The organism is Mycobacterium sp. E2733 (genome assembly GCF_001667585.1).
GTDB lineage: Bacteria > Actinomycetota > Actinomycetes > Mycobacteriales > Mycobacteriaceae > Mycobacterium.
On the sequence record NZ_LZJZ01000012.1, the window covers coordinates 129,627 to 149,130 of the forward strand.

19 protein-coding genes and 1 pseudogene are annotated in these 19,504 nt (G+C 64.8%); 8 read left to right on the forward strand and 12 right to left on the reverse strand.

Translation table 11 applies throughout. The features are described 5' to 3' along the window. Window positions 1-84 precede the first annotated feature (84 nt). From A5678_RS01135 to A5678_RS01145, 3 genes are read left to right on the forward strand one after another with little or no spacing between them, the layout of a single operon-like run. Window positions 85-1,290, forward strand: coding sequence for a cytochrome P450 (locus A5678_RS01135; RefSeq protein WP_068037148.1), 1,206 nt, complete (start codon window positions 85-87; stop codon window positions 1,288-1,290). Between the two features lie 22 nt (window positions 1,291-1,312). Beyond that, the gene (locus tag A5678_RS01140) at window positions 1,313-2,530 is read left to right on the forward strand and encodes a CaiB/BaiF CoA-transferase family protein (RefSeq protein WP_068037537.1); all 1,218 of its coding nucleotides are present in this window, start codon (window positions 1,313-1,315) and stop codon (window positions 2,528-2,530) included. 54 nt (window positions 2,531-2,584) lie between these two features. Continuing rightward, a complete protein-coding gene (locus tag A5678_RS01145) occupies window positions 2,585-3,730 on the forward strand; it encodes a thiolase family protein (RefSeq protein WP_068037151.1) in 1,146 nt (381 codons plus the stop codon). Between the two features lie 181 nt (window positions 3,731-3,911). Here the strand turns inward: A5678_RS01145 and A5678_RS01150 are convergent. Both A5678_RS01150 and A5678_RS01155 read right to left on the reverse strand, forming a co-directional pair. Further along, a pseudogene (locus A5678_RS01150) lies at window positions 3,912-4,285 on the reverse strand (thioredoxin family protein). 88 nt (window positions 4,286-4,373) lie between these two features. After that, window positions 4,374-4,751: a carboxymuconolactone decarboxylase family protein gene (locus A5678_RS01155; RefSeq protein ID WP_068037154.1), complete on the reverse strand. Its 378-nt coding sequence runs from the start codon at window positions 4,749-4,751 to the stop codon at window positions 4,374-4,376. A 222-nt stretch (window positions 4,752-4,973) separates the two neighbouring features. Here A5678_RS01155 and A5678_RS01160 point away from each other — a divergent pair, with 222 nt between their 5' ends. After that, complete coding sequence (locus tag A5678_RS01160; protein WP_068037157.1) at window positions 4,974-6,431, forward strand: NAD(P)/FAD-dependent oxidoreductase; 1,458 nt, start codon at window positions 4,974-4,976, stop codon at window positions 6,429-6,431. A gap of 12 nt (window positions 6,432-6,443) precedes the next feature. Beyond that, window positions 6,444-6,617, forward strand: coding sequence for a hypothetical protein (locus A5678_RS26920; protein ID WP_156746712.1), 174 nt, complete (start codon window positions 6,444-6,446; stop codon window positions 6,615-6,617). A 25-nt stretch (window positions 6,618-6,642) separates the two neighbouring features. On the opposite strand, the gene A5678_RS01165 is transcribed toward A5678_RS26920, so the two are convergent. The 6 genes from A5678_RS01165 to A5678_RS01190 are packed head-to-tail and all read right to left on the reverse strand — an operon-like array spanning window position 6,643 to window position 13,456. Next, window positions 6,643-7,836: an acyl-CoA dehydrogenase family protein gene (locus A5678_RS01165; RefSeq protein ID WP_068037160.1), complete on the reverse strand. Its 1,194-nt coding sequence runs from the start codon at window positions 7,834-7,836 to the stop codon at window positions 6,643-6,645. Beyond that, window positions 7,837-8,883: an acyl-CoA dehydrogenase family protein gene (locus A5678_RS01170; protein WP_068037163.1), complete on the reverse strand. Its 1,047-nt coding sequence runs from the start codon at window positions 8,881-8,883 to the stop codon at window positions 7,837-7,839. A 2-nt stretch (window positions 8,884-8,885) separates the two neighbouring features. After that, the gene (locus A5678_RS01175) at window positions 8,886-9,722 is read right to left on the reverse strand and encodes an amidohydrolase family protein (RefSeq protein ID WP_068037167.1); all 837 of its coding nucleotides are present in this window, start codon (window positions 9,720-9,722) and stop codon (window positions 8,886-8,888) included. Further along, window positions 9,703-11,370, reverse strand: coding sequence for an acyl-CoA synthetase (locus tag A5678_RS01180; protein WP_068037172.1), 1,668 nt, complete (start codon window positions 11,368-11,370; stop codon window positions 9,703-9,705). The genes A5678_RS01175 and A5678_RS01180 overlap by 20 nt, the downstream gene beginning before the upstream one ends. Before the next feature lie 11 nt (window positions 11,371-11,381). Next, entirely contained in the window at window positions 11,382-12,584 is a 1,203-nt protein-coding gene (locus A5678_RS01185; protein WP_068037540.1) for an amidohydrolase family protein, read from the reverse strand. 29 nt (window positions 12,585-12,613) lie between these two features. Beyond that, the gene (locus A5678_RS01190) at window positions 12,614-13,456 is read right to left on the reverse strand and encodes an enoyl-CoA hydratase (protein ID WP_068037175.1); all 843 of its coding nucleotides are present in this window, start codon (window positions 13,454-13,456) and stop codon (window positions 12,614-12,616) included. Between the two features lie 295 nt (window positions 13,457-13,751). Here A5678_RS01190 and A5678_RS01195 point away from each other — a divergent pair, with 295 nt between their 5' ends. Then, window positions 13,752-13,988 carry a general stress protein CsbD gene (locus A5678_RS01195; RefSeq protein ID WP_068037179.1) on the forward strand — a complete coding sequence of 79 codons (237 nt, stop codon included), beginning with the start codon at window positions 13,752-13,754 and terminating at the stop codon, window positions 13,986-13,988. An 80-nt stretch (window positions 13,989-14,068) separates the two neighbouring features. Here A5678_RS01195 and A5678_RS01200 read toward each other — a convergent pair whose 3' ends face one another. Next, on the reverse strand, window positions 14,069-15,076 hold the full coding sequence (locus tag A5678_RS01200; RefSeq protein WP_068037181.1) for a dihydrodipicolinate synthase family protein: 1,008 nt from the start codon (window positions 15,074-15,076) through the stop codon (window positions 14,069-14,071). Window positions 15,077-15,117: 41 nt separating this feature from the next. Continuing rightward, window positions 15,118-15,915, reverse strand: a complete 798-nt coding sequence (locus tag A5678_RS01205) for an SDR family NAD(P)-dependent oxidoreductase (protein ID WP_068037184.1) — start codon at window positions 15,913-15,915, stop codon at window positions 15,118-15,120. Window positions 15,916-16,138: 223 nt separating this feature from the next. On the opposite strand from A5678_RS01205, the gene A5678_RS01210 reads away from it, so the two are divergent. After that, entirely contained in the window at window positions 16,139-16,951 is an 813-nt protein-coding gene (locus tag A5678_RS01210) for a TetR/AcrR family transcriptional regulator (RefSeq protein WP_068037189.1), read from the forward strand. 19 nt (window positions 16,952-16,970) lie between these two features. On the opposite strand, the gene A5678_RS01215 is transcribed toward A5678_RS01210, so the two are convergent. Beyond that, a complete protein-coding gene (locus A5678_RS01215) occupies window positions 16,971-17,867 on the reverse strand; it encodes an enoyl-CoA hydratase/isomerase family protein (protein ID WP_068037192.1) in 897 nt (298 codons plus the stop codon). After that, window positions 17,864-18,559: a hypothetical protein gene (locus A5678_RS01220; RefSeq protein ID WP_068037195.1), complete on the reverse strand. Its 696-nt coding sequence runs from the start codon at window positions 18,557-18,559 to the stop codon at window positions 17,864-17,866. Before A5678_RS01220 ends, A5678_RS01215 begins: the two co-directional genes overlap by 4 nt. A 131-nt stretch (window positions 18,560-18,690) precedes the next feature. Here A5678_RS01220 and A5678_RS01225 point away from each other — a divergent pair, with 131 nt between their 5' ends. Then, the gene (locus A5678_RS01225; RefSeq protein ID WP_068037197.1) at window positions 18,691-19,503 is read left to right on the forward strand and encodes an enoyl-CoA hydratase/isomerase family protein; all 813 of its coding nucleotides are present in this window, start codon (window positions 18,691-18,693) and stop codon (window positions 19,501-19,503) included. Window position 19,504: the final 1 nt, after the last annotated feature.

A 19,504-nucleotide genomic window follows, 5' to 3' on the forward strand; every position in this document is an offset into this window, starting at 1 on the left:
CTGCCCATATTGTCTACTGTAAGAATTACAGTACGATCTTACGCAAGGCCATGCCGTTCACGCCGAAGATGCTGGAGAGCCCAGGTGACGACCAACGTTCACGCCGCCGGTGCCGACGGTCGGATTGTCAGCCTCCGCGACCCCTACCCGTTTTTCGCGCGAAAGCGCCGCGAATCCGGGGTGTTCCGGGGCACGGTCATGGACTATTCCAAAACGCCCGAGTCGCTGATGCCCAAGCGCGAGTACTCCGCCGTGTCCTTCGATGCGGTGAACACGGTGTTCCGGGACGGCCGGGTGTTCAGCTCGGCACCGTACGACAAGACGATCGGCCTCTTCATGGGGCCGACCATCCTGGCGATGGAGGGAAAGAAGCACCGCGACCATCGCAACCTGGTTTCGGCGGCCTTCAAGTCCAAGGCGCTGGCTCGATGGGAGAACACCATTGTGCGACCGATCTGCAACGCGCTGATCGACGACTTCATCGAGACTGGCGAAGCCGATTTGGTCCGGAATTTCACCTTCGAATTCCCCACCCGCGTCATTGCCAAGCTACTGGGACTGCCCGCCGACGATCTGCCGATGTTCCGCAAGCGTGCCGTGCAGTTGATCAGTTACCACGTCAACTACGAAGGCGCCTTCGAGGCGTCGGCGGCGCTCAAGGATTACTTCGTCGAGCAGATCGAACAGCGCAAATCGCAGCCCACCGAGGACATCATCGGCGATCTGGTCACCGCGGAGATCGACGGCGAAAAGCTAAGCGACGAAGCCATTTACTCCTTCTTGCGGCTGCTGCTGCCGGCCGGGCTGGAGACCACCTACCGGTCGTCGGGTAACCTGCTGTACCTGCTGCTCACCCATCCTGACCAGTTCGCCGCGGTGCAGGCCGACCGCAAGCTCTTGCCGCAGGCCATCGAGGAGGGGTTGCGCTTCGAAACGCCGCTGACCACCGTGCAGCGATTCACCACCGCGGACACCGAACTGGAAGGTGTCGAGATTCCGGCACGTTCGGTGGTCGGCGTGTGCATCGGATCCGCGAACCGCGACGAGCGCCGCTGGGATCGTTCGGAAGAATTCGACATCTTCCGCGATCACGTCCCGCACATCTCCTTCGCCGCCGGTGAGCACACGTGCCTGGGTCTGCACCTGGCCCGGCTGGAAACCCGCGTGGCAGTCGAATGCCTGCTGGATCGGGTGACCAACATCAGGCTGCTCACCGACGACGACCCACACATCCACGGCCAGCCCTTCCGTTCGCCGACGGCGCTTCCCGTGACGTTCAACGCAAAGTAGGGTCCGGAAAATGACCAAAGTGATGTCGGGCTTCCGGGTCCTGGAACTTGCGCAATTCACCTTCGTCCCGGCGGCGGGCGCCATCCTGGCCGACTGGGGCGCGGACGTGATCAAGGTCGAACACCCGCTGCGTGGCGACACCCAACGCGGCTTCATCAACATGGGTGGCATCCAACTCGATCCGGAGCGGCACCCTCTGATGGAGCATCCCAACCGGGGCAAGCGCAGCGTGGGGATCGACGTGTCCACCCCGGGCGGTCAGGAAGTGATCTACGAACTGGCCAGGACCTCCGATGTGTTCCTCACCAACTACATGCCCGCTCAGAGGCAGAAGCACAAGTTCGACGTGGAACACCTTCGAGCGGTGAACCCGAACATCGTCTACGCGCGCGGTTCGGCGTACGGCGACAAGGGTGCCGAGCGTGACGTGGGCGGCTATGACGGGACGGCGTTCTGGACGCGCAGCGGCATCGGGTACGCACTGACGCCCGAGGAGCTGGGTGGCGCACTGGGGCAAGGCATTCCCGCGTTCGGCGACTCCATCGGCGGCATGTTCATCGCCGGCGGCATCTCGGCGGCGCTGCTGCATCGCGAGCGCACCGGCGAAGCCCTCGAGCTCGACGTGTCGTTGCTGAGCACGGCCTGGTGGGCGGCGGGAGCGAGCGTGACGCAGGGGATGGAGACCGGACAGGTGATGCGCACTCCCATGCCGGGCTCCGCTACCGCGATGTCGGTGAACCCCTTCATGGGCAACTACGAAACGTCCGACGGCGGCACCATCAATCTGTGCATCATCAGCCCGACCGGGTTGATCCGCGATACCTTCGAGCATCTCGGCATCCCCGAGGCGGCCGACGATCCCCGCTTCTCCGACGTGCTTCCGCTGATCCAGAATGCCAACGCGGCCGCCGAACTGATCGCAAAGGCCTTCGCCGGCAAGCCCTTCGACTACTGGCGGCAGCACCTGAAAACGATGAAGGGTCAATGGGCGCCGTTCCAGAGCCTCCTCGACCTCGTCGAGGACGAGCAAGCCCTTGCCAACGACATGGTCAGCGAGGTCGAGCTCGCCAGCGGCGGAAAACCTTTCCGCGTCGTGCGCGGCCCCGTGCAGTTCAACCACGAGCCGCTGGTGACCACGCGGGCGCCCCAGGCCTCCGAGCACACCGAGATCGTGCTGATGGAGCTGGGCATGGATTGGGACCGTATCGAGGAGCTGAAGGAGTCGGGAGCCATTGCATGAGCCGCGCAGCGACGATGCAGCGGGGGTACCGCCGGCTTGCGGGGGACGGCGCTCATGAGTGACGTGGCCATCATCGGGGTCGGCTTGCATCCGTTCGGCCGCTTCGAGGGCAAGTCCGCGATGGAGATGGCCGCGGACGCCATACAACTCGCGGTCGCCGACGCCGGCATCGAGTGGAAGGACATCGAAGCCGCCACGGGAGGCAGCTGGACGGTGGCCAATCCCGACGCAATCGTGGCCATGGTCGGACTTTCGGGCATCCCGTTCACCAACGTGTTCAACGCGTGCGCGACCGCGGCCAGCGCCGCCAAGGCGTGCGCCGACGGCATCCGGCTGGGCGATTACGACATCGGGATCGCCATCGGTCTGGACAAGCACCCGCGCGGCGCCTTCACCGAGGACCCGGCCCTGGTGGGGATGCCGCGCTGGTACGCCGAGAACGGGCAGTACCTGACGACCAAGTTTTTCGGCATGAAGGCCAACCGCTACCTGCACGAGCATGGCATCTCTCAGCAGACGTTGGCCAAGGTGGCCGCCAAGAACTTCCGCAATGGGGCATTGAACCCCAACGCCTTTCGCCGCAAGCCGATCTCCGAAGACGATATCCTCAACTCGACGATGCTGAACTACCCGCTCACCCAGTACATGTTCTGTGCGCCCGACGAGGGCGCCGCCGCCGTGGTGATGTGCAGGGCCGATATCGCGCACCGCTTCACCTCCAAGCCGGTGTACTTGCGGGCCGCGGAAATCCGCACCCGCCGCTACGGCGCGTACGAGGTGAACACCACCTTCGCTCCAGTCGACGAGGACGTCTCGCCGACCGTGTATGCGTCGCGGGCGGCGTTCGAGAAGGCGGGCGTGGCGCCGGAGGATATCGATGTCATCCAGCTGCAGGACACCGACGCGGGTGCGGAGATCATCCATATGGCCGAATGCGGGTTCTGCGCCGACGGCGAGCAGGAGAAGCTATTGGCCGATGGCGCAACCGAAATCAGCGGGTCAATGCCGGTCAACACCGACGGCGGGCTCATCGCGAACGGGGAGCCGATCGGGGCGTCGGGTCTGCGCCAGATCCACGAAATCGTTCGCCAACTCCGCGACGAGGCCGGCGACCGTCAGGTCCCCGGCCATCCGAAGGTGGGCTTCGCCCAGCTCTACGGGGCACCCGGCACCGCCGCGGCCACCATCTTGACGGCCTGAGCGCGGGGTGCACTACCTGGCGATGCTATGGCTGCAGGTGCATCGTTGGTCGGTCGGCACTCGTTTCATCACGCTTTCGGCATGCTGGCCACAGCCCGCCCAGGTGATCTTTCCGCAGTGGCGACAGCGCACGGGGTAACACATGATTGCTCACCAGTAACTCAGGGAAGTGGCCGCGCCACTATGCCTGCACGGCAGCTTTGCGCTCGGCAATCTTGGCGCGGACCCCATCCATGTCGAGACCCTTGACCTTGTCGATCAAGTCGTCCAGCACCGCTGGTGACATCGCTCCCGGCTGGCTGTAAATGAGGACGCCCTCGCGGAATGCCATGATGGTCGGAACTGAGCGGATGCCCACGGTGGCGGCCAGTTCGCGCTCGGCATCGGTGTCCACCTTCGCGTGCACGATGTCCGGATGGTTTTGCGCGGAGCGTTCGAAGACAGGCGCGAAAGCCCGGCATGGCCCACACCAAGGGGCCCAGAGTCCACTAGGACAATCGGACTCGCAAGTATCGTCGACTCGAAATCGGCGAGGGTCAGTGTTTCGACGGTCATCGTTGTTCCTTTCGGCTTTGCGGGGTTACGACCTGCTTTGGGTCTGAAAAGGGTGCGGCGGGCTGCTGCACGCCTCCTCGCGTAATCACTACTGCGGTCCCGGGCCGGCATCGGAGGCCTTGTCGGCGAACTCGCAGAAAGCGGTGTAGGCGCGAGCACCGTAGATCGTGGCCGGTCCACCGTGCATGAGAATGCTGACGCCGATAGCCTCGGCGGCCTCCTCCTTGGATGCGCCGGCGCGAGCCGCCCCCTGGGCGTGGGAGGCGATGCAGCCGTCACACCCGGCTACGACGCCGATCGCCATCGCGATCAGCTCCTTGAACTTTTTGTCCAAGGCGCCCGAGGTCAGTGCGCCATTGCTCATCTCGGCGAAACCCCGGTATACCTCCGGGATCATCTTGCGCAGGGCGCGGTGCTGTGGGTTGAGGTCGTCCAGCACCTGCTGGTAGTGGTTGTGTTCCGTCATGTCAAGTACAATACCTATACGGGTAGGGGTATTCCACTGCCAGCCGAATTTGCCCGTCGGTGCCCATATCTCTGCCAAATAGAGTCCATCGACCCTAGGAAGGCGTCGTCGCCGGGCGCAATCTGACCTCGGAGCACCCGGTAATTCCCACGCGGGCAGCTGTGCCGCAGGGGTTTGGCCGATATCGGCTATGGGGTCGCGAATATCGACGGAGGAGCACCAATGGCACGAGTCGTAATCCTCGGCGCTGGTATCGCCGGGCATACCGCCGCTCTACATCTGCGCCGATGGCTGGGCCGTAGTCACGAGGTCGTCGTGATTTCTCCCAACGCCGACTGGAACTGGATCCCGTCGAACATCTGGGTCGGCGTGGGCCGGATGGATGCGGCCAAGGTGCTTATCCCGCTCAGGCCGATCTACCGACGCAAGGGCATTGCGTTCCACCAAGCGCTCGCCACGGCAATCCATCCGGAGGGCACCGAAGACGACTCCGCACCATCGGTGGACTTCACCTACACCGATGAGGAGCACGACGGCCAGACCGGCACCATTACGTATGACTACCTCATCAATGCGACCGGACCACGACTGAACTTCGCGGCCACTCCGGGGCTCGGGCCTGCCGGCCACTCATACTCGGTGTGCACCGCGGCCCACGCCGTCGAGGCAGCCGAGGCGCTCGACCGGATCATCGCCAGGCTCAAGGCCGGCGAGAAGCAGCGCCTCGTGATTGGCGTCGGGCACGGCACCTGCACCTGCGAGGGTGCGGCGTTCGAATACGCCTTCAATGTCGAGCACACGTTGCGAGCTGCCGGTGTTCGAGACCTCGCCGACATCGTCTACCTGACGAACGAGTACGAACTGGGCGACTTCGGCGTCGGCGGCATGAGTTTCGTCGAAAAGGGCTTCGTGCAGTCCAGTCGGCTGTGGACCGAGTCGCTGTTCCGCGAGCGCGGCGTCAGGGCCATCACACAAGCGGCCGTCCACGAGGTGATGGACGGGAAGCTGCGATACGAGCAACTCGACGGCAAAGAACACGAGCTGGACTTCGACTTCGCCATGCTGCTGCCCCCGTTCCGGGGAGCCGACCTCGCGGCATACGACAAGCAAGGCAACGACATCTCCTCTGCCGTGTTCGCACCGTCGGGTTTCATGAAGGTCGACGCCGACTACTCCGGCAAGCCGTATGACGCATGGTCGGCCGATGATTGGCCACACACCTACGAGTCCCCTGCATATCCGAACATCTTCGCGCCGGGCATCGCGTTTGCGCCCCCGCATCCCATCTCCCGGCCGCGGACGAGCCCCAACGGCACCGCCATCACGCCCAGCCCGCCCCGGACCGGCATGCCGTCGGGAATCATGGCCAAGACGGTTGCCGAAACGATCCGCGATCGAATCACCAAGGGAACGCCAACTATTGCGCACCGCGCCTCGATGGCGAGCATGGGCGCCGCCTGCGTCGCATCGGCAGGCACCGGCTTTCGTAAGGGGTCGGCAGCCGCGATGACGATGTTCCCAGTCGTCCCCGACCCGGTGAGGTACCCGCAAACGGGTCGCGACATCGCCGGCACCTCCGGTGAGCTCGGCCTGGCCGGCCACTGGATCAAGCTACTGCTGCATCACCTGTTCATCTATAAGGCGAAAGCCCGCCCATTCTGGTGGCTGATCCCCGAGTGAAAGGCACGTCCGATGGACGACGAAAACAATTATCCAGACGTGAATGCGCTGACCGCCGAGCGTATTGCCGACGCACCACTCCCTACCCCTGCGACGCTGCGGATGCGTCAGAACGTCTTCGCGCAGTTCGGGCGTTTCCTCCGTATCAACGTCAAGATGCTGCGGATCATCTACGGGCACAACTGACGGGTGCTCGACACTGGGCGACGGATCAGGGGACCTTCTTGACCGGTGGCGCGTAAGCGGGTTTGCCCAGCCCCAGCATGTACTGCGCGATCATATTTCGGAACACCTCAAGGGTGCCGCCGTAGATCCCGACCAACGGCGCGAATCGGAAAACGTACTCCGCGGCACCGTCGTCGGCCGCGCCGTCGGTGCCGAGCGGCAGCGCGGACGCCGTGCCGAGGAGGTCCATCAGGTCCGGGGAGACGTCGCGCATCGTCTGGGCGAGGGCGACCCGGCCGTAGATGCTCGGCGCACTGAGCGCCGCTTCCATCCGCGCGGCGCTGCGCCCCAGTCGGTATGCCACCGATGCGTCGTCAATGAGCCTGTGTCCGTTCGGGTCCCGCTGCGCCACTTTACCGGCGGCCTTATCCACCGCATCGGCCATAAAACTGGCCTGGTGCATCATGATCGACACGTCCTGCAGCCCGTCAGGGGCGGCCGACACTGCTCCATGTTCGACGTTGAGCGGCTCGCGCAGCACCGTCCAACCGGCGTTCACGTCGCCGAGGCGATACTTGTCGTCAACCCGCACGTCGCTGTAGTAGACGATGTTGGTGCGGTCACCGTCGACGGTGCGAATGCCCTGGATCTCGATGCCCGCGGAGTCCAGCGGAACCAGAAACATCGTCAGGCTCTTGTGCTTCGGGGCGTCCGGGTCGGTGTTTGTGATCAAGAAAACGTATTGGCAATTGTGCGCGCCGGTGGTAAACATCTTGGACCCGTTGATAACCCAGCCGTTGCCGTCGCGAACCGCGCGAGTCTTACAGGTGGCCACATCGGAACCACCCTCGGGCTCGGTATAGCCCAGGCACAGCCGGACATGCCCGCTGAAGACGCCCGGCAGCACCTCTTCCCGTAACTCGGTGGAACCGAACTTCGCGACGGAACGGGCCACCATGGCGGTGGTCCCCCACGTCACCCAGGGCACGTGTGCGCGCCGCTTCTCCAGCTCCCAGATGCGGCGGCGCACCCGGGTGAAGCCGCCCTCGCTCTCCGGCTTCCATTCGCGTTCGAGGTAACCGGCGGCACCCAGCGCCAGGTGCACCCCTTCGTCGAAGTTGTCGCCCGTCTCGCGGTCTCGACGCTTGACATCTTCCGTCACATGCGTGCACAGGAAGTCGCGAGCCTGGTCGAGGAACTGCTGATCCTCCGCGGACAGCGTGACCCGTGAGAAATCCACTTATGCGTCCTCTCCACTTTCGCGCGCGGCCACCAGTTCGCCGATGTACTTGGCGCTGGCTCCGGGATCCCCACCGGCCAGGGCCCAGCCACGGGCGCGCACCAGGTACGCCGTCGCTGCGGCTTCCGCCGAAACCCCGAGGCCGCCTTGCACATGCACCGCCATGGTCGCGGCCTTGGCCGCCTCCTCCGCCATGAACACGAACGCCGAAGGCGCCAGTTCTGGGCGCTCCTGGGGCTCGTTATCCAGGAACCAGGCGGCGCGACGTGCCAGATTGCGACCGCCCTGAACTGTGATCGCGATGTTGGCGAGCGGGTGGGAGATGCCCTGCAACGTCGAAATCGGCACACCCAGCGTGTAACGCGTCTTGGCGAACTCGGCCGCGATCGTCATGGTTTCCTCCACCAGGCCCACCAGTGCCGCCGCGGTCAGCACCCGCCACTCATCCAGTGCCCGTTGATATTCCGCTATCGCGTTGGATCCGCTGGCCAAGACGGTGTGGCCGTCGGCGGCATCAGGATCCACCCAGGCCATCGGCAGCCGGCCAATGTTGTCCACCTTCGTCGGGCGTGTGCCGAACGTCATTGCAACGACGTCCACGCCGTCACGGACGATGATCTGGTCGGCAATTGAGCCGGTGGGGATGAGCCGAATCCCCGAGACGCTGTCGTGTTGCGGGTCAAGCGTCGCGAGTCGCGTGCCCTGTACGACGTCCGAGTCCACCGAGCCGAGTCGGGCCAGCAGTCGGGCGGTACAGACTTGGTCGATCCACGGCACTGGCGCCAGTGCGCGGCCGATCTCCTCGGCTACCAACGTCAGATCAACCAGTGTCGCGCCGTCCCCGCCCTCGGATTCCGGCAGCGCCATCGTTGTTGCGCCCATCGCACACAACCGCTCCCAGAGGTTCTTGTCGAAGCCGGTTTCCTCTGCTGCGCGCACGGTTTCGATCGAGCAATGCGTCTGGAAAAAGTCTCGGTACGCGGCTTGCAACGCCTCGTGATCCGCCGTCTGGCTGTAGTCGAGCCTACGTAGTTCGTAACGGTCCATGCTCAGCGTTCCTCCTGGCCACCGAAGAAGAATTCGTGTGCGTTGTTGAAAAGGTAGTTGTCGAGTACCTCGGGGGGTAGGTCCAGCGCCCGGGCTTCGGGTATGACCCGACGCATGGGCAATACCGGCCAGTCCGACGCGTAGATCACCTTTTTGGGACCGCGCGTGCGCATGTAATGCAGCAGGCTCTCCGGCAGCCGCTTGGGCGACCACGCCGAGGTCATGAGGCGCAGGTTGGCATACTTCAGCAGCAGCCGGATCGCGACGTCCCACCACGGGTCGGCGCCGTGAATCATGCACAGCCGCAGCTCGGGAAATCTCACGCACACCCGGTCCAGGTGAATGGGATGCTGAACCTCGCCGGGGATCGGCGGTCCCGGGATGCCTGTGTTGATACACAGCGGAAGCTCCAGTTCCGCGCACTTGGCGTAGAGCGGGTAGTACACGGCGTCGCTGGGCGGATATTGACCGTCGCCCCAAAAGCTCGGTCCCACTACCGCATATGCGACGGGTAGCTCGCGCGCGACGGCCGACAATTCGCGCAACGACCGCACCGGCCGCAGCAGGTTGACCCCGCCCATGGCGAGCGCGAACCGATCCGGCCTGGCCTCGACGAATTTGCGCGCGGTAGTGGAAGGGTTGGCGAGCGAGTCCATCAGGATCGCTTTCTGCACACCCAATTCGTCCATCTCGGCGAGTAATTCGGAGAGGTCGACGGGGGCGAACATCGACTCAGGACCCTTGAAGTAGTCGTCCCTGACCTTGAGCATCCAGCTCGGCTGAGATTCGGCCTCTCCGAAGTGGACGTTCACCAGGCAGTCAATCGCTTTCGTGTTCATGACTTCCTTCGTGGTCGGACGGGACCAGCGCGATCACCGGAACATGTTGAATGGCTTGTTCTCTGGCCCATCGGTAGTTGGGCTTGCCGTTGCCGAGGCGTTCGATCTGCTCGACGAAGAGAAAGGCCTTGGGCGCCTTGAAATGCGCCAGTTGCGCGGTGCACGCGTCGTAGAGGGCGTCCTGGGTGACGTGCGCATCAGGATGCGTCGCGACGAGCGCGACGACCTCTTGTCCCCACCGCTCGCTCGGCCGACCGACAACCAGGGCATCGAAGACGCCCGGCTGCGCCCGCAGTACTTCCTCGACTTCTTCGACGAATACCTTTTCGCCGCCGGTGTTCACGACCAGCGAATCGCGGCCGAGCAAGCGGATGGTGCCGTCGGGTTCGAGGGTGGCTCGGTCGCCGGGGATCACCACCCGCCGTCCTTCGATCTCCGGAAAGGTTCGTTGCGTGGCCTCCGCGTCGCCGAAGTAGCCGAGCGGAATCCGGCCCGTCCGCGCGGCCCAGCCGACCTCCTGCTCGCCGGGCTGCAGGAACCGGCTCCGGTCGGCCGACACGACGGTCGCCCCTTCCCTGGGCTGAAAGGTCTCGCTCGCGTTCCCTTCGCGGCTGTGCCCGAACGCCATGTTGCCGCTCTCGGACGATCCGTAGCCCTCGATGATGGTGATGTGCGGCAAACATTCCATTAGTGCGCGTTTGTGTTTCGCGTTCGTCGCGGCCCCCCCGGTGCCGATCGCATTCAACGAGGACAGGTCGTAGGAGCGCGCGCGCAGCTCCGCGATCAGCGGCACGGCGTACGCGTCGCCCACCATGGTCATCATGCCTACCTTCTCGCGCTCGGCGGTCTCCCACACCGACCGTACGTCCAGCTTGTTGCGGTCGTCGTAGAGGACCACGGGCAGGCCGGCGCAGAGCGCGGAGAAGGCGGTCCACATCCCGGCGGCGTGCATGAGCGGAGAGACAGCGAACCACGGCTGTCCGCCCGCGGCGACCTTGTCGTGGATCTGGGTGACGCTGGCGTGGTCGGCGCCCACCATTGACGACACGTACATGTCGCTCTGCCTCCACAGCACACCCTTCGGGCGTCCCGTCGTCCCGCCGGTACACATCATGATGAGGTCATCCGGAGACCCGGCGTCCCCGCGGTCGGCGCCGGCGGCGGCCAGGGCATCGTCGAGCGAGATGGCTTTCGGCAGCTGGGGAACGGCACTGCCGTCGTCGATGGAGATCAGCAGCTCGGTGCCGATCGGGGGCAGCACGTCGGCGAACCGGGCGCCCAGTGAGCGGTGGTAGATGATCCCCCGGGGACGGACGTAGTCGAGCAGGTCACGGATTTCGCGGGGCGAATAGTGGTGGTTCACGTTGACCGGGACGGTGCGTGCCTTGAGACATCCGATCACCATGTCGGGGTACAGGTCGTTGTACATGAGAAGTGCGACGCGGTCCTGGCCGCATTCCCAACGCTGCAGCCCATCACGCTCCGCGTAGACGCCGAAACCCTTGGCCTCGAGATAATTCGCCAGCCGATTGGTGCGGCACGCGGATTCGGCGAAGGTGCTTTTGCGGTCTCCGCATACGGTCATCAGGCGGTCGGGCACCACGTCGGCGATGGCGTCGAGAACCGCGCCTACAGTCCATTCACTCATTGTGCGAGCGGCTAGACGGCCGACGCGACCGGAACGCCGAGCAGATCCAGAGCGTTGTCCCGCATCACTTTTCGGATATCGGATTCGCTGAAGCCGTTGAGTTCCTCGGCGAAAGACACCGGCGACTCGAGGCCTTCGCCGTGCGGCCAATCGGAACCGAACAGGATCTTGTCGATGCCGATGACGTCGGCGAGCTCGGGCAGATCGTCCTCGTAGTAGGGAGCGATCCACACGTTGTTGCGCAACTGCTCCACCGGATCCTCGGGGAAATGCCGCGCGTAGTTGTTGGCGACCTTCTTGAGGCGTTTAATCAGACGATGCACGAAGTATGAACCGTTTTCGATGCTGACCGCCCTGAGTTCGGGGTGGCGGGTGAACACACCGTGCACGATCATCGAGGCCATCGTGTCGTGGATGGCACGGTCGTCGAGGAGTACCTGATCCAGTGGATCCTTTTCGCCGAATCCCTCGAAGGTCGCCTTGCCGCCCCACTGGGCCGCAATGTGCAGATAGCCGCTGTCGCTGAGGTGAAACCCCACCGGCACCCCCGCCTCGGCCAGCCGGGCCCATACCGGGTCGTGACTGTGGTCGCCCAGTGAGCGCGGCTTCACCACACCGGGCACCGGCGCCGGGCGGACCAGCACCAGCTTGGCGCCGCGCGCCAACACGAACTCGACCTCTTCGAGCGCCTTGGCCGGGTCGGCCAGCGAGACGATCGGCGCGGCAACGATCCGGTGATCGGGCCGGTCGAAACCCCAGTCCTCGTCGAGCCACAGGTTGAATGCGTGCAGCGACGCCATGGTCGCCTCGATGTCGTGCTTGAGCGCCTCCTCGACGCCGCAGGCGAAAGTCGGCAGCATGAACGCTGTTTCGATTTCCTGGGTGTCCATCACCGCAATCCGCGCGTCGCGGTTCTGGTACTCGGGGTGGCTGGCCAGCCGCTCGACTTTCATCAGCGATGCCGGGTCGACGCCTTCGGGGATCTCGCCGCGGAACAACAAGTCGAGGCAGCCGGGCACGATGATCGGGTCGAAGGTGGGGTTGGGGATGAAGTGGTTGACCCGGTCCCCGATGACGGCCCAGGTGCGCTTGCCGTCGCTGAGCATCTGCACGCCGCGGCGCTTGAACTTCTTGTCCAGGTGGCGGGTGAAGGCGTCCAACGGCTCGTAGTAGTGGTTGTCGACGTCAATCGCCTTGTAATCCAAAGTGGCCATGATGTTCCTTTCCGGCATTACCGGCAACGTTAAGCGTCGGTCGAGTCGAGCGAGGGGAACTGCGGGGGCCGCTTCTCGAGGAAGCTGGTGATGCCTTCGATGACGTCCGGCCGCGGCATGGCTTCGTGTAGCAGGATCTCGGCGCGCGAGGTGGCGTCCACGACATCGCTGGTGGCGTCGCCGTATACCTGCCTCTTGATCACTTCCATCGAAGCCGGTGAGCAATTGCGGGCGATGTCCTCCGCGTAGTCCAGCGCACGCTTCATCAGATCCTCGGGCGGGACCACTTCCTTGACGAGGCCGAGCTCGGCCGCCTCTTCGGCGAGGAAGGTGCGGCCACTCAACAGCAGATCCAGGGCGACGCCCCACGTGGTGAGGCGCGGCAAGATCCAGGAGATGCCGAACTCCGCGATCAGCCCGCGCCGGGCGAAGACGGCGGCGAACTTGGCGCCGGCGGCCGCGAACCGGACGTCACACATGAGCGCCTGGGTCAGGCCGATCCCGACGCAGGCGCCGTTGATGGCCGCAATGACGGGCTTGCGCAGCGTGGTCACGAAATGCGGCGGCCGTTCCCCGACCAAGTCGGCAATGTTGGTCTGACTCGCCTTCTCCATCGTGTCGCCGTAGGTGGGTGCAGAACTCGGCGTGCCCAGATACGCGCCGGCGCAGAAACCCCTGCCCCGCCCGGTCAGCACGATCACCCGGACGGCCGGGTCGTGGTCGGCGCAGTCGATCGCGGTGTAGAACGCGGCGGCGATGTCCGGCCCCCAGGCGTTGAGGCGGTCCGGACGGTTGAAGGTCAAAATCGCGACGCCGCTGCCGGTGGCCTCGTAGAGCACTGCGTCGTCGGAAGCGCCGTCGCTGCCGGACATCTCCCCCGGTACCTCCTCGCCAATCGCCGACCGGTTTCCGCGATATTTTGTACGCATACTGTATACCTATCGGTACCGTTTTCCACAACCGCCGCCACGCCCCTGCGCACCCCCGCCGAACAGCGCATTTCTCGCCAGTGAACCGGACCGACGACCGCGGTCGGTGGGACCGCGGATCGGCCGGCCGGCGGCCCGCACCAGCAGTGTGGCGAGCGCCACGTCCCAATCACGTTTTCTCCGACCGCCGGATCGGGAAAGCCAACATAGATACCCACTACCAAGGAGGGGAAACGCAATGGTTGACATCAAGAGCGGCCCGGTTGAGGCGATCCAGGGCATCGTTGAGGCTGTGTTCGGTAAGGCCAAGGAGATCATCGGCACGATCATCGGCCGCAACGATCTGGTCAACGAGGGTCAGGCCCAGCAGGACAAGGCCGATGCGCAGCGTAGCGCGGCGAAGAAGGAAGCCGCCGCCGAGAAGGCCCGGGGCAGGGCGAAGACGGCGGAGGCGCGCCAGAAGGCCGAACAGTAATCAGCTGGTGAGGGCCCGGTCACCGTGGCGGTGGCCGGGTCTTCGCTTATGAGTTCGCTTGCAGCGCAGGCGTTTGGACGCTAGGTGCCGATAAGCCCGAGGCGGCGGTAGGCCTCCGCGATCTGCGACTTGGCCTCGGGTGGCAACTCCGCTTGCGGCGGCCGCGAATGCGGATACGCGCCTATCGGCAAGCCCAGTAGCGAGGCCGCGTATTTGAACGCGCCGCCCCAATGAGTGAAGTAATCCGGGCGCGCCGGGTAACAGGTCCACCAGGATCCGACGTCGAGATCGAACTGGTCCAGCCTCGACTCACGACCGAAATCCATGGCCTCGATCAGCTTGTCGCTTTGCACCAAATCCCAATAATGGGAAAACAATCGCCGCTGCGGAGTCTCGAACAGGTAGCCCGCGGTACCCAGTTGCGCCGGGCAGACGATCCCGTCGCGCAGCCATCCCGCACGATAGACCGTTCTGTCGCATTCCCACAGCACCAGGCCGGGCGCCAGCTGGTGCAGCATGCGGCTGTTCGCCGGCCGGAAGGCGCCCTCCTTGGTGGCGCACACCGCGGGCACCTCGTCGTAGATCCGCGCGCTCTCGGCTGCGGTCAGCACGTAACCCGACGACGGTGAGTTGAACATGCCCAGGGCGATGTCGGTGCGGGCAGCGACGTATTTGAAGAATCGCAGCACACCCTCGCCCCCGTGCGCCTCCATCATCGGCGTTTGGATGTAGGCGATGTCGGCGCCGGCCTCTTGCGCGTGCAGCGTCAAGTCCAGACAGTCCTTCGCCGCGATAGCCGCCGTGCAAGCCTGCACGACGACGTCGGGGTTGACGGCGCGGGCTTCTTCGATCGCCACCTCTAGCAAGCGTTTTCGTTCGTCGATGGTCAGCGACCAGAATTCGGCCAGGCCGCTGGTGCACCACAACATGGGGTGTCCGAGGTCGCCGACGCAATACCGCACCAGCGTCCGGTATGCCTCCCAGTCGATGTCGTCACCGTCCGGGCCGCAGAACGGGGTGTACAGGGAGTCGCCGATACCGCGCAACGCCCCCCGCGCCCAGGCGCGCGCCTCACTTGCCGTCGCCACAGTCGACTCCTTCTCAGCCGAGCTTTCTTCGATCCGGGCGGTTAGGTGAAGTCCGAACCACCGTCGACATTGATGTTGGCCCCCGTCATGTACGAGTTGCGCCGCGAGGCGAGGAAGGCGACCACCGGCCCGATTTCCTCGGGCAGGCCCGCCCGCGGCATGTGCGCCGGATGGCCAAAGTGCTTGGCGATGGCGTCCATTAGCGCGTAGGGGTCGTCGCCGTCGACACCCACCGACTTCGCCCAGCCGACCAGCGACTCGGACGCGATGCTGCCGGGCGACACCACGTTGACCAAGATCTCATCCTTGGCCAACAGCAACGACAGGTTCTTCGAGACGCTCGTCAGCATCGACTTGGCCGCCGTGTAGGCGGGCAGCATGACGCTCTGCCGCTGGGTCGAATGCGCCGAGAAGTTGACTATCCGCGCCCATTGCGCCTTGCGCAGCAGCGGAAGTGCCGCTCGGACGCAGCGCACCATCCCCAGCACGCCGTCTTCGACGGCTTGGCGCCACTCCTCGTCGGTCAAATCTTCGAACGTGCCCGCCGCGCCCGGCCCGACCGTATTGACGAGCACATTGAGTTCGCCGTCCCATCGCCGGGCGAGGCCGGCGAATGCCTCGTCAACCTGCCCGGCGTCGCCGATGTCCGCGACGAGTCCAAGAGCATCCGCGCTACCGCGTGCTCTCAGATCGGCGACCGCGGAGTCGAGCGCGTCACGGCTGCGGCCGACCACGGCCACCCGCGCACCCTCGTCCGCAAGGCAACGGGCCGCCGACAAACCCATCCCGCGGCTACCGCCGACTACTACCGTTGCGGCACTCGCAAGGCCTAAATCCATGGCAATTCCAGTGCCCCATCGGGTGACTCAGTCAATGGCGGGCGCCCGGTCATCTTCGCCCGTCCAGCCTTCGTTACCAAAAAGCCTACGATAGGTATTACAGTAGCAGATGGAAAAGCGCAGAAAACCCCGGTTGACGGTCATCGTCGAGCGGTGAAAACGCCCACGTATGCGCAGGTGAGCCGGCATGGCCTCGCCGACCGTATGCACAGGATACATCCTGATGGAGGTGCCCGTAGTGGCAAAGCAAGCTACCGCCGATAAGCGTCAGCGACGCGAACGCGGATCCATCAATCCCGATGACATTATCAGTGGCGCATTCGAACTCGCGGAGCAAGTATCGATCGATAACTTGAGCATGCCGCTGCTGGGCAAACATCTTGGGGTCGGGGTCACCAGTATTTACTGGTACTTCCGCAAGAAGGACGACCTGCTCAACGCGATGACGGATCGCGCATTGAGCAAGTATGTGTTCGCTACCCCCTACGTCGAGGCCAGCGACTGGCGCGAGACGCTGCGTAACCACGCGCGATTGATGCGTAAAACGTTCATGGGCAACCCGATTCTGTGCGACTTGATTCTGATCCGGGCCGCGCTCAGCCCGAAGGCGGCGCGGTTGGGCGCCGAGGAGATGGAGAAGGCGATCGCCAACTTGGTCGAGGCCGGCCTGACGCCGGAGGATGCCTTCGATACTTACTCGGCGGTCTCGGTGCACGTCCGCGGATCGGTGGTGCTGCAGCGGCTGTACGAGAAGAACCAGTCCTCCGACGTGGGTGCGCGTGCCATCGAGGACGCCGTCGCCATCGATCCCGAGAAGACCCCTTTGCTCGCTCAGGTAACCCGGATCGGTCACCGGATCGGCGCCCCTGACGAGACCAACTTCGAATACGGCCTGGGTTGCATCCTCGATCACGCCGGCCGGCTGATCGAGGATGCCAAGGGATCGAAGGCCGGCAAGGCGGCGCCGCCACGGCAACGCAAGGCCGCCAAGTCCCCTGCGTCGCGGGCGCGCACCAAAGCCCCGGCCGCACGGTAGCAGACCTCGAATCAGCTTACTATGCTTCGGGTTCCGGCACGTCGAAGTATTCATCGCGGAGCCGGAACGCTTCCTTGGTTCCGTGCTGTGCGCGGGTCTTGACGAAGTTGAACTCGTCCGGGCCGAATTGCAGGTTGGTGCCGAAGGCGTGGAAGAGATAGCTGGCAACTTCCTCGCCCTGGTACGCCTGGCTTTGCTCGACGAGACGGAACGCTTCCTTGGCGATCACCACTCCGTCGGCGGGCATCTTCGCCGCCTTCTCGGCCCAGTACCGCGCCCGCGCCGGGACAGCGGCTGAATCGCACGTATCGGTGAAGATCCCGAGATGCTCGAGCTCGCGGGCCTCGAGAATGTCGCCGGTGAGCAGTAGGCGCCGGGCCAGCACCGGCCCCAGCCGGTGGAAGAACATGTGCAGGCTGCCGAGCGCGGGGCCGAGGAAGCGGGTCGCCGGCATGCCGATCTTCGTGTCGCGCGCTATCACGGAGATGTCGGTCATCAGTGCCATCTCGAACCCTCCGCCGAGCGCATAACCGGCGATCTCACCCACCGTGACCTTGGGGAACCCCATGAAGTTGTGGTAGAAGCCAAAAGACTTGCGGTCCACGGTGAGTCGCCGACGCTGGCTGGGGCGGCGCCTGGTCGACGGGTCATCGCCCGCTTGGCTCTGCTGCCCGTACCAGCCATACGCGTTGTTCATGTCGGCCCCGGTGGAGAAGACGCCACCGGCTCCGCGCAACAGCACCACCGTCAGGTCGTCGTCTTCGGCCACCCGATCCAGACACCGGGCGACGGCCTCGCGCATGGCCGCGTCGTAGGAATTGCGTTGCGCCGGATTGTTCAGGGTGATCGTCGCGATGCGGCGGTCGCGGTCGACCTCGAACAGCACGCGATCGTCCGGGGCGTTCGGGGCAGTCATGTATCGGACTCCTTTCGGCGCCTGCCGAATTGAAACCCGGCCAGCTTCTCCGGCGGCGACGCCAGAGTGTTCACCTCGCCGGTGCAGAGCACCTCATCGTCGAGCAGCAACCGCGCCGTCGATGCGATGCCGCGCTCGATCTGAGAGCGAGCGATGTCGAACCGCATCTCGGTCAAGATCGGCGTCGGTCGACGAAACGTCACGGTCAGTGACCGCGTCTTGCCCGAAAGGCCGGCGACGCAATTGTGGTGCTGGATGACGCAGTCGAAGAAGACGCCGAGAAAGCCGCCGTGCACCAATCCCGGCGGGCCCTCGTAGACCATCGGGAAATCGACCCGCCCGGTAGCCTTCTCAGCGTCGAGGTGGTCGAACAGATACTTCGGAAAGCACGGGTTATATGCGCCGATGTCGGTCGCGTGGTTGAGATACACCCGGCGGGGGTCGTCGGGGATGTCGCCGATTCGTGGTGCGTTGTCCACCGGAGCTGCGGCAGCCAGCTCGCGCTCCCACTGCGCGAACTTGTCCACCATGGTGTCAACCGTCGGATGCGGATGCTCGAGTGACAGCAGCAGCGAACTCAGGCGTCTCATCGCGTCGGCGGCGGCCATGGTCTGGGCAAGGGGCCGCTCGCCGAATTTGGCGTCGCCGGCGCCCGGCGACACCGGTGCGGCTCGCCCCTTTTGCAAGGCCATGCTCGTCTCTTTTCGCTCGGGTTCCGGCCCGGCTATTTCCGGCGGCAGCGTACCCTGCTAACTTATACAGCGTATCAATCGTATTGCCTACTGTATGGGTAACCGTATCGGCAGAAAGGCCGGATTCGACGGTGAGTCAGGAGGCCGACGCGGCCGGTACCGACGGTTCGGTGACAGTGCACCGGGACGGCGCCGTGCTGCGGCTGACGCTGGATCGCCCATCCCGACGTAACTCGTTGACTCAGGCGATGATTGGCTCCTTGGTCGAGGCGCTGACCGATGCCGCCGCCGACGATTCGTTGCGTGCGGTTCAAATCCGGGGCGGTGACGACTTCTGCGCCGGAGTGGATTGGGTGGCCACCAACGACCGGGAGCGCCCCCGCAGCGGTGATCTGGTGCGGCGGATCCCCCATGCCGCTCATCGGGTGATCGAGCTCGTCGCGAGCATCCAGCTGCCGGTGCTCTGTAGCGTGCGAGGATGGGCAGCGGGGTTCGGCTGCAACCTCGCGCTGGCAGCCGACTTCACGGTCGCCGCCGACGATGCGGTGTTCTGGGAGCCCTTCGTCGACCGGGGCTTCAGCCCCGATTCGGGCGCCACGTGGCTGCTGCCCCGGCTGGTCGGCCTGGCACGAGCCAGGCGAATGCTCCTGCTCGGGGAAAAGGTCGGCGCGGCGGACGCTGCCGACTGGGGATTGATCCACCAAGCCCTAGACCCCGCCGAGCTCGACGGCGCAGCCGAGGAATTGCTCGAGCGCCTGGCCTCCGGACCGACCGCGGCGATCGGTCTGGCCAAGCAGGCCCTGAGCTTCGGCCAGCACTCGACGCTGAGCCAATCTATGACCCAGGAGTTGTTCAATCTCGAGCTGTCCTGCCGGACAGCCGATTTCAAGGAAGGCCTGGAAGCTTTCCGCCAGCGGCGCCCACCGAAATTTCAGGGCCGATGAG

Bases quoted from the DNA above. Each gene is read 5' to 3' on its own strand.
- A5678_RS01195 (WP_068037179.1), top strand. From the start codon at position 13,752: ATGGTTGACATCAAGAGCGGCCCGGTTGAGGCGATCCAGGGCATCGTT.
- A5678_RS01210 (WP_068037189.1), top strand. From the start codon at position 16,139: ATGGAGGTGCCCGTAGTGGCAAAGCAAGCTACCGCCGATAAGCGTCAG.
- A5678_RS01185 (WP_068037540.1), bottom strand. From the start codon at position 12,584: ATGGCCACTTTGGATTACAAGGCGATTGACGTCGACAACCACTACTAC.
- A5678_RS01155 (WP_068037154.1), bottom strand. From the start codon at position 4,751: ATGACGGAACACAACCACTACCAGCAGGTGCTGGACGACCTCAACCCA.
- A5678_RS01175 (WP_068037167.1), bottom strand. From the start codon at position 9,722: ATGAACACGAAAGCGATTGACTGCCTGGTGAACGTCCACTTCGGAGAG.
- A5678_RS01180 (WP_068037172.1), bottom strand. From the start codon at position 11,370: ATGAGTGAATGGACTGTAGGCGCGGTTCTCGACGCCATCGCCGACGTG.
- A5678_RS01140 (WP_068037537.1), top strand. From the start codon at position 1,313: ATGTCGGGCTTCCGGGTCCTGGAACTTGCGCAATTCACCTTCGTCCCG.
- A5678_RS26920 (WP_156746712.1), top strand. From the start codon at position 6,444: ATGGACGACGAAAACAATTATCCAGACGTGAATGCGCTGACCGCCGAG.
- A5678_RS01145 (WP_068037151.1), top strand. From the start codon at position 2,585: ATGAGTGACGTGGCCATCATCGGGGTCGGCTTGCATCCGTTCGGCCGC.
- A5678_RS01220 (WP_068037195.1), bottom strand. From the start codon at position 18,559: ATGGCCTTGCAAAAGGGGCGAGCCGCACCGGTGTCGCCGGGCGCCGGC.
- A5678_RS01215 (WP_068037192.1), bottom strand. From the start codon at position 17,867: ATGACTGCCCCGAACGCCCCGGACGATCGCGTGCTGTTCGAGGTCGAC.
- A5678_RS01205 (WP_068037184.1), bottom strand. From the start codon at position 15,915: ATGGATTTAGGCCTTGCGAGTGCCGCAACGGTAGTAGTCGGCGGTAGC.
- A5678_RS01190 (WP_068037175.1), bottom strand. From the start codon at position 13,456: ATGTCCGGCAGCGACGGCGCTTCCGACGACGCAGTGCTCTACGAGGCC.
- A5678_RS01160 (WP_068037157.1), top strand. From the start codon at position 4,974: ATGGCACGAGTCGTAATCCTCGGCGCTGGTATCGCCGGGCATACCGCC.
- A5678_RS01170 (WP_068037163.1), bottom strand. From the start codon at position 8,883: ATGGACCGTTACGAACTACGTAGGCTCGACTACAGCCAGACGGCGGAT.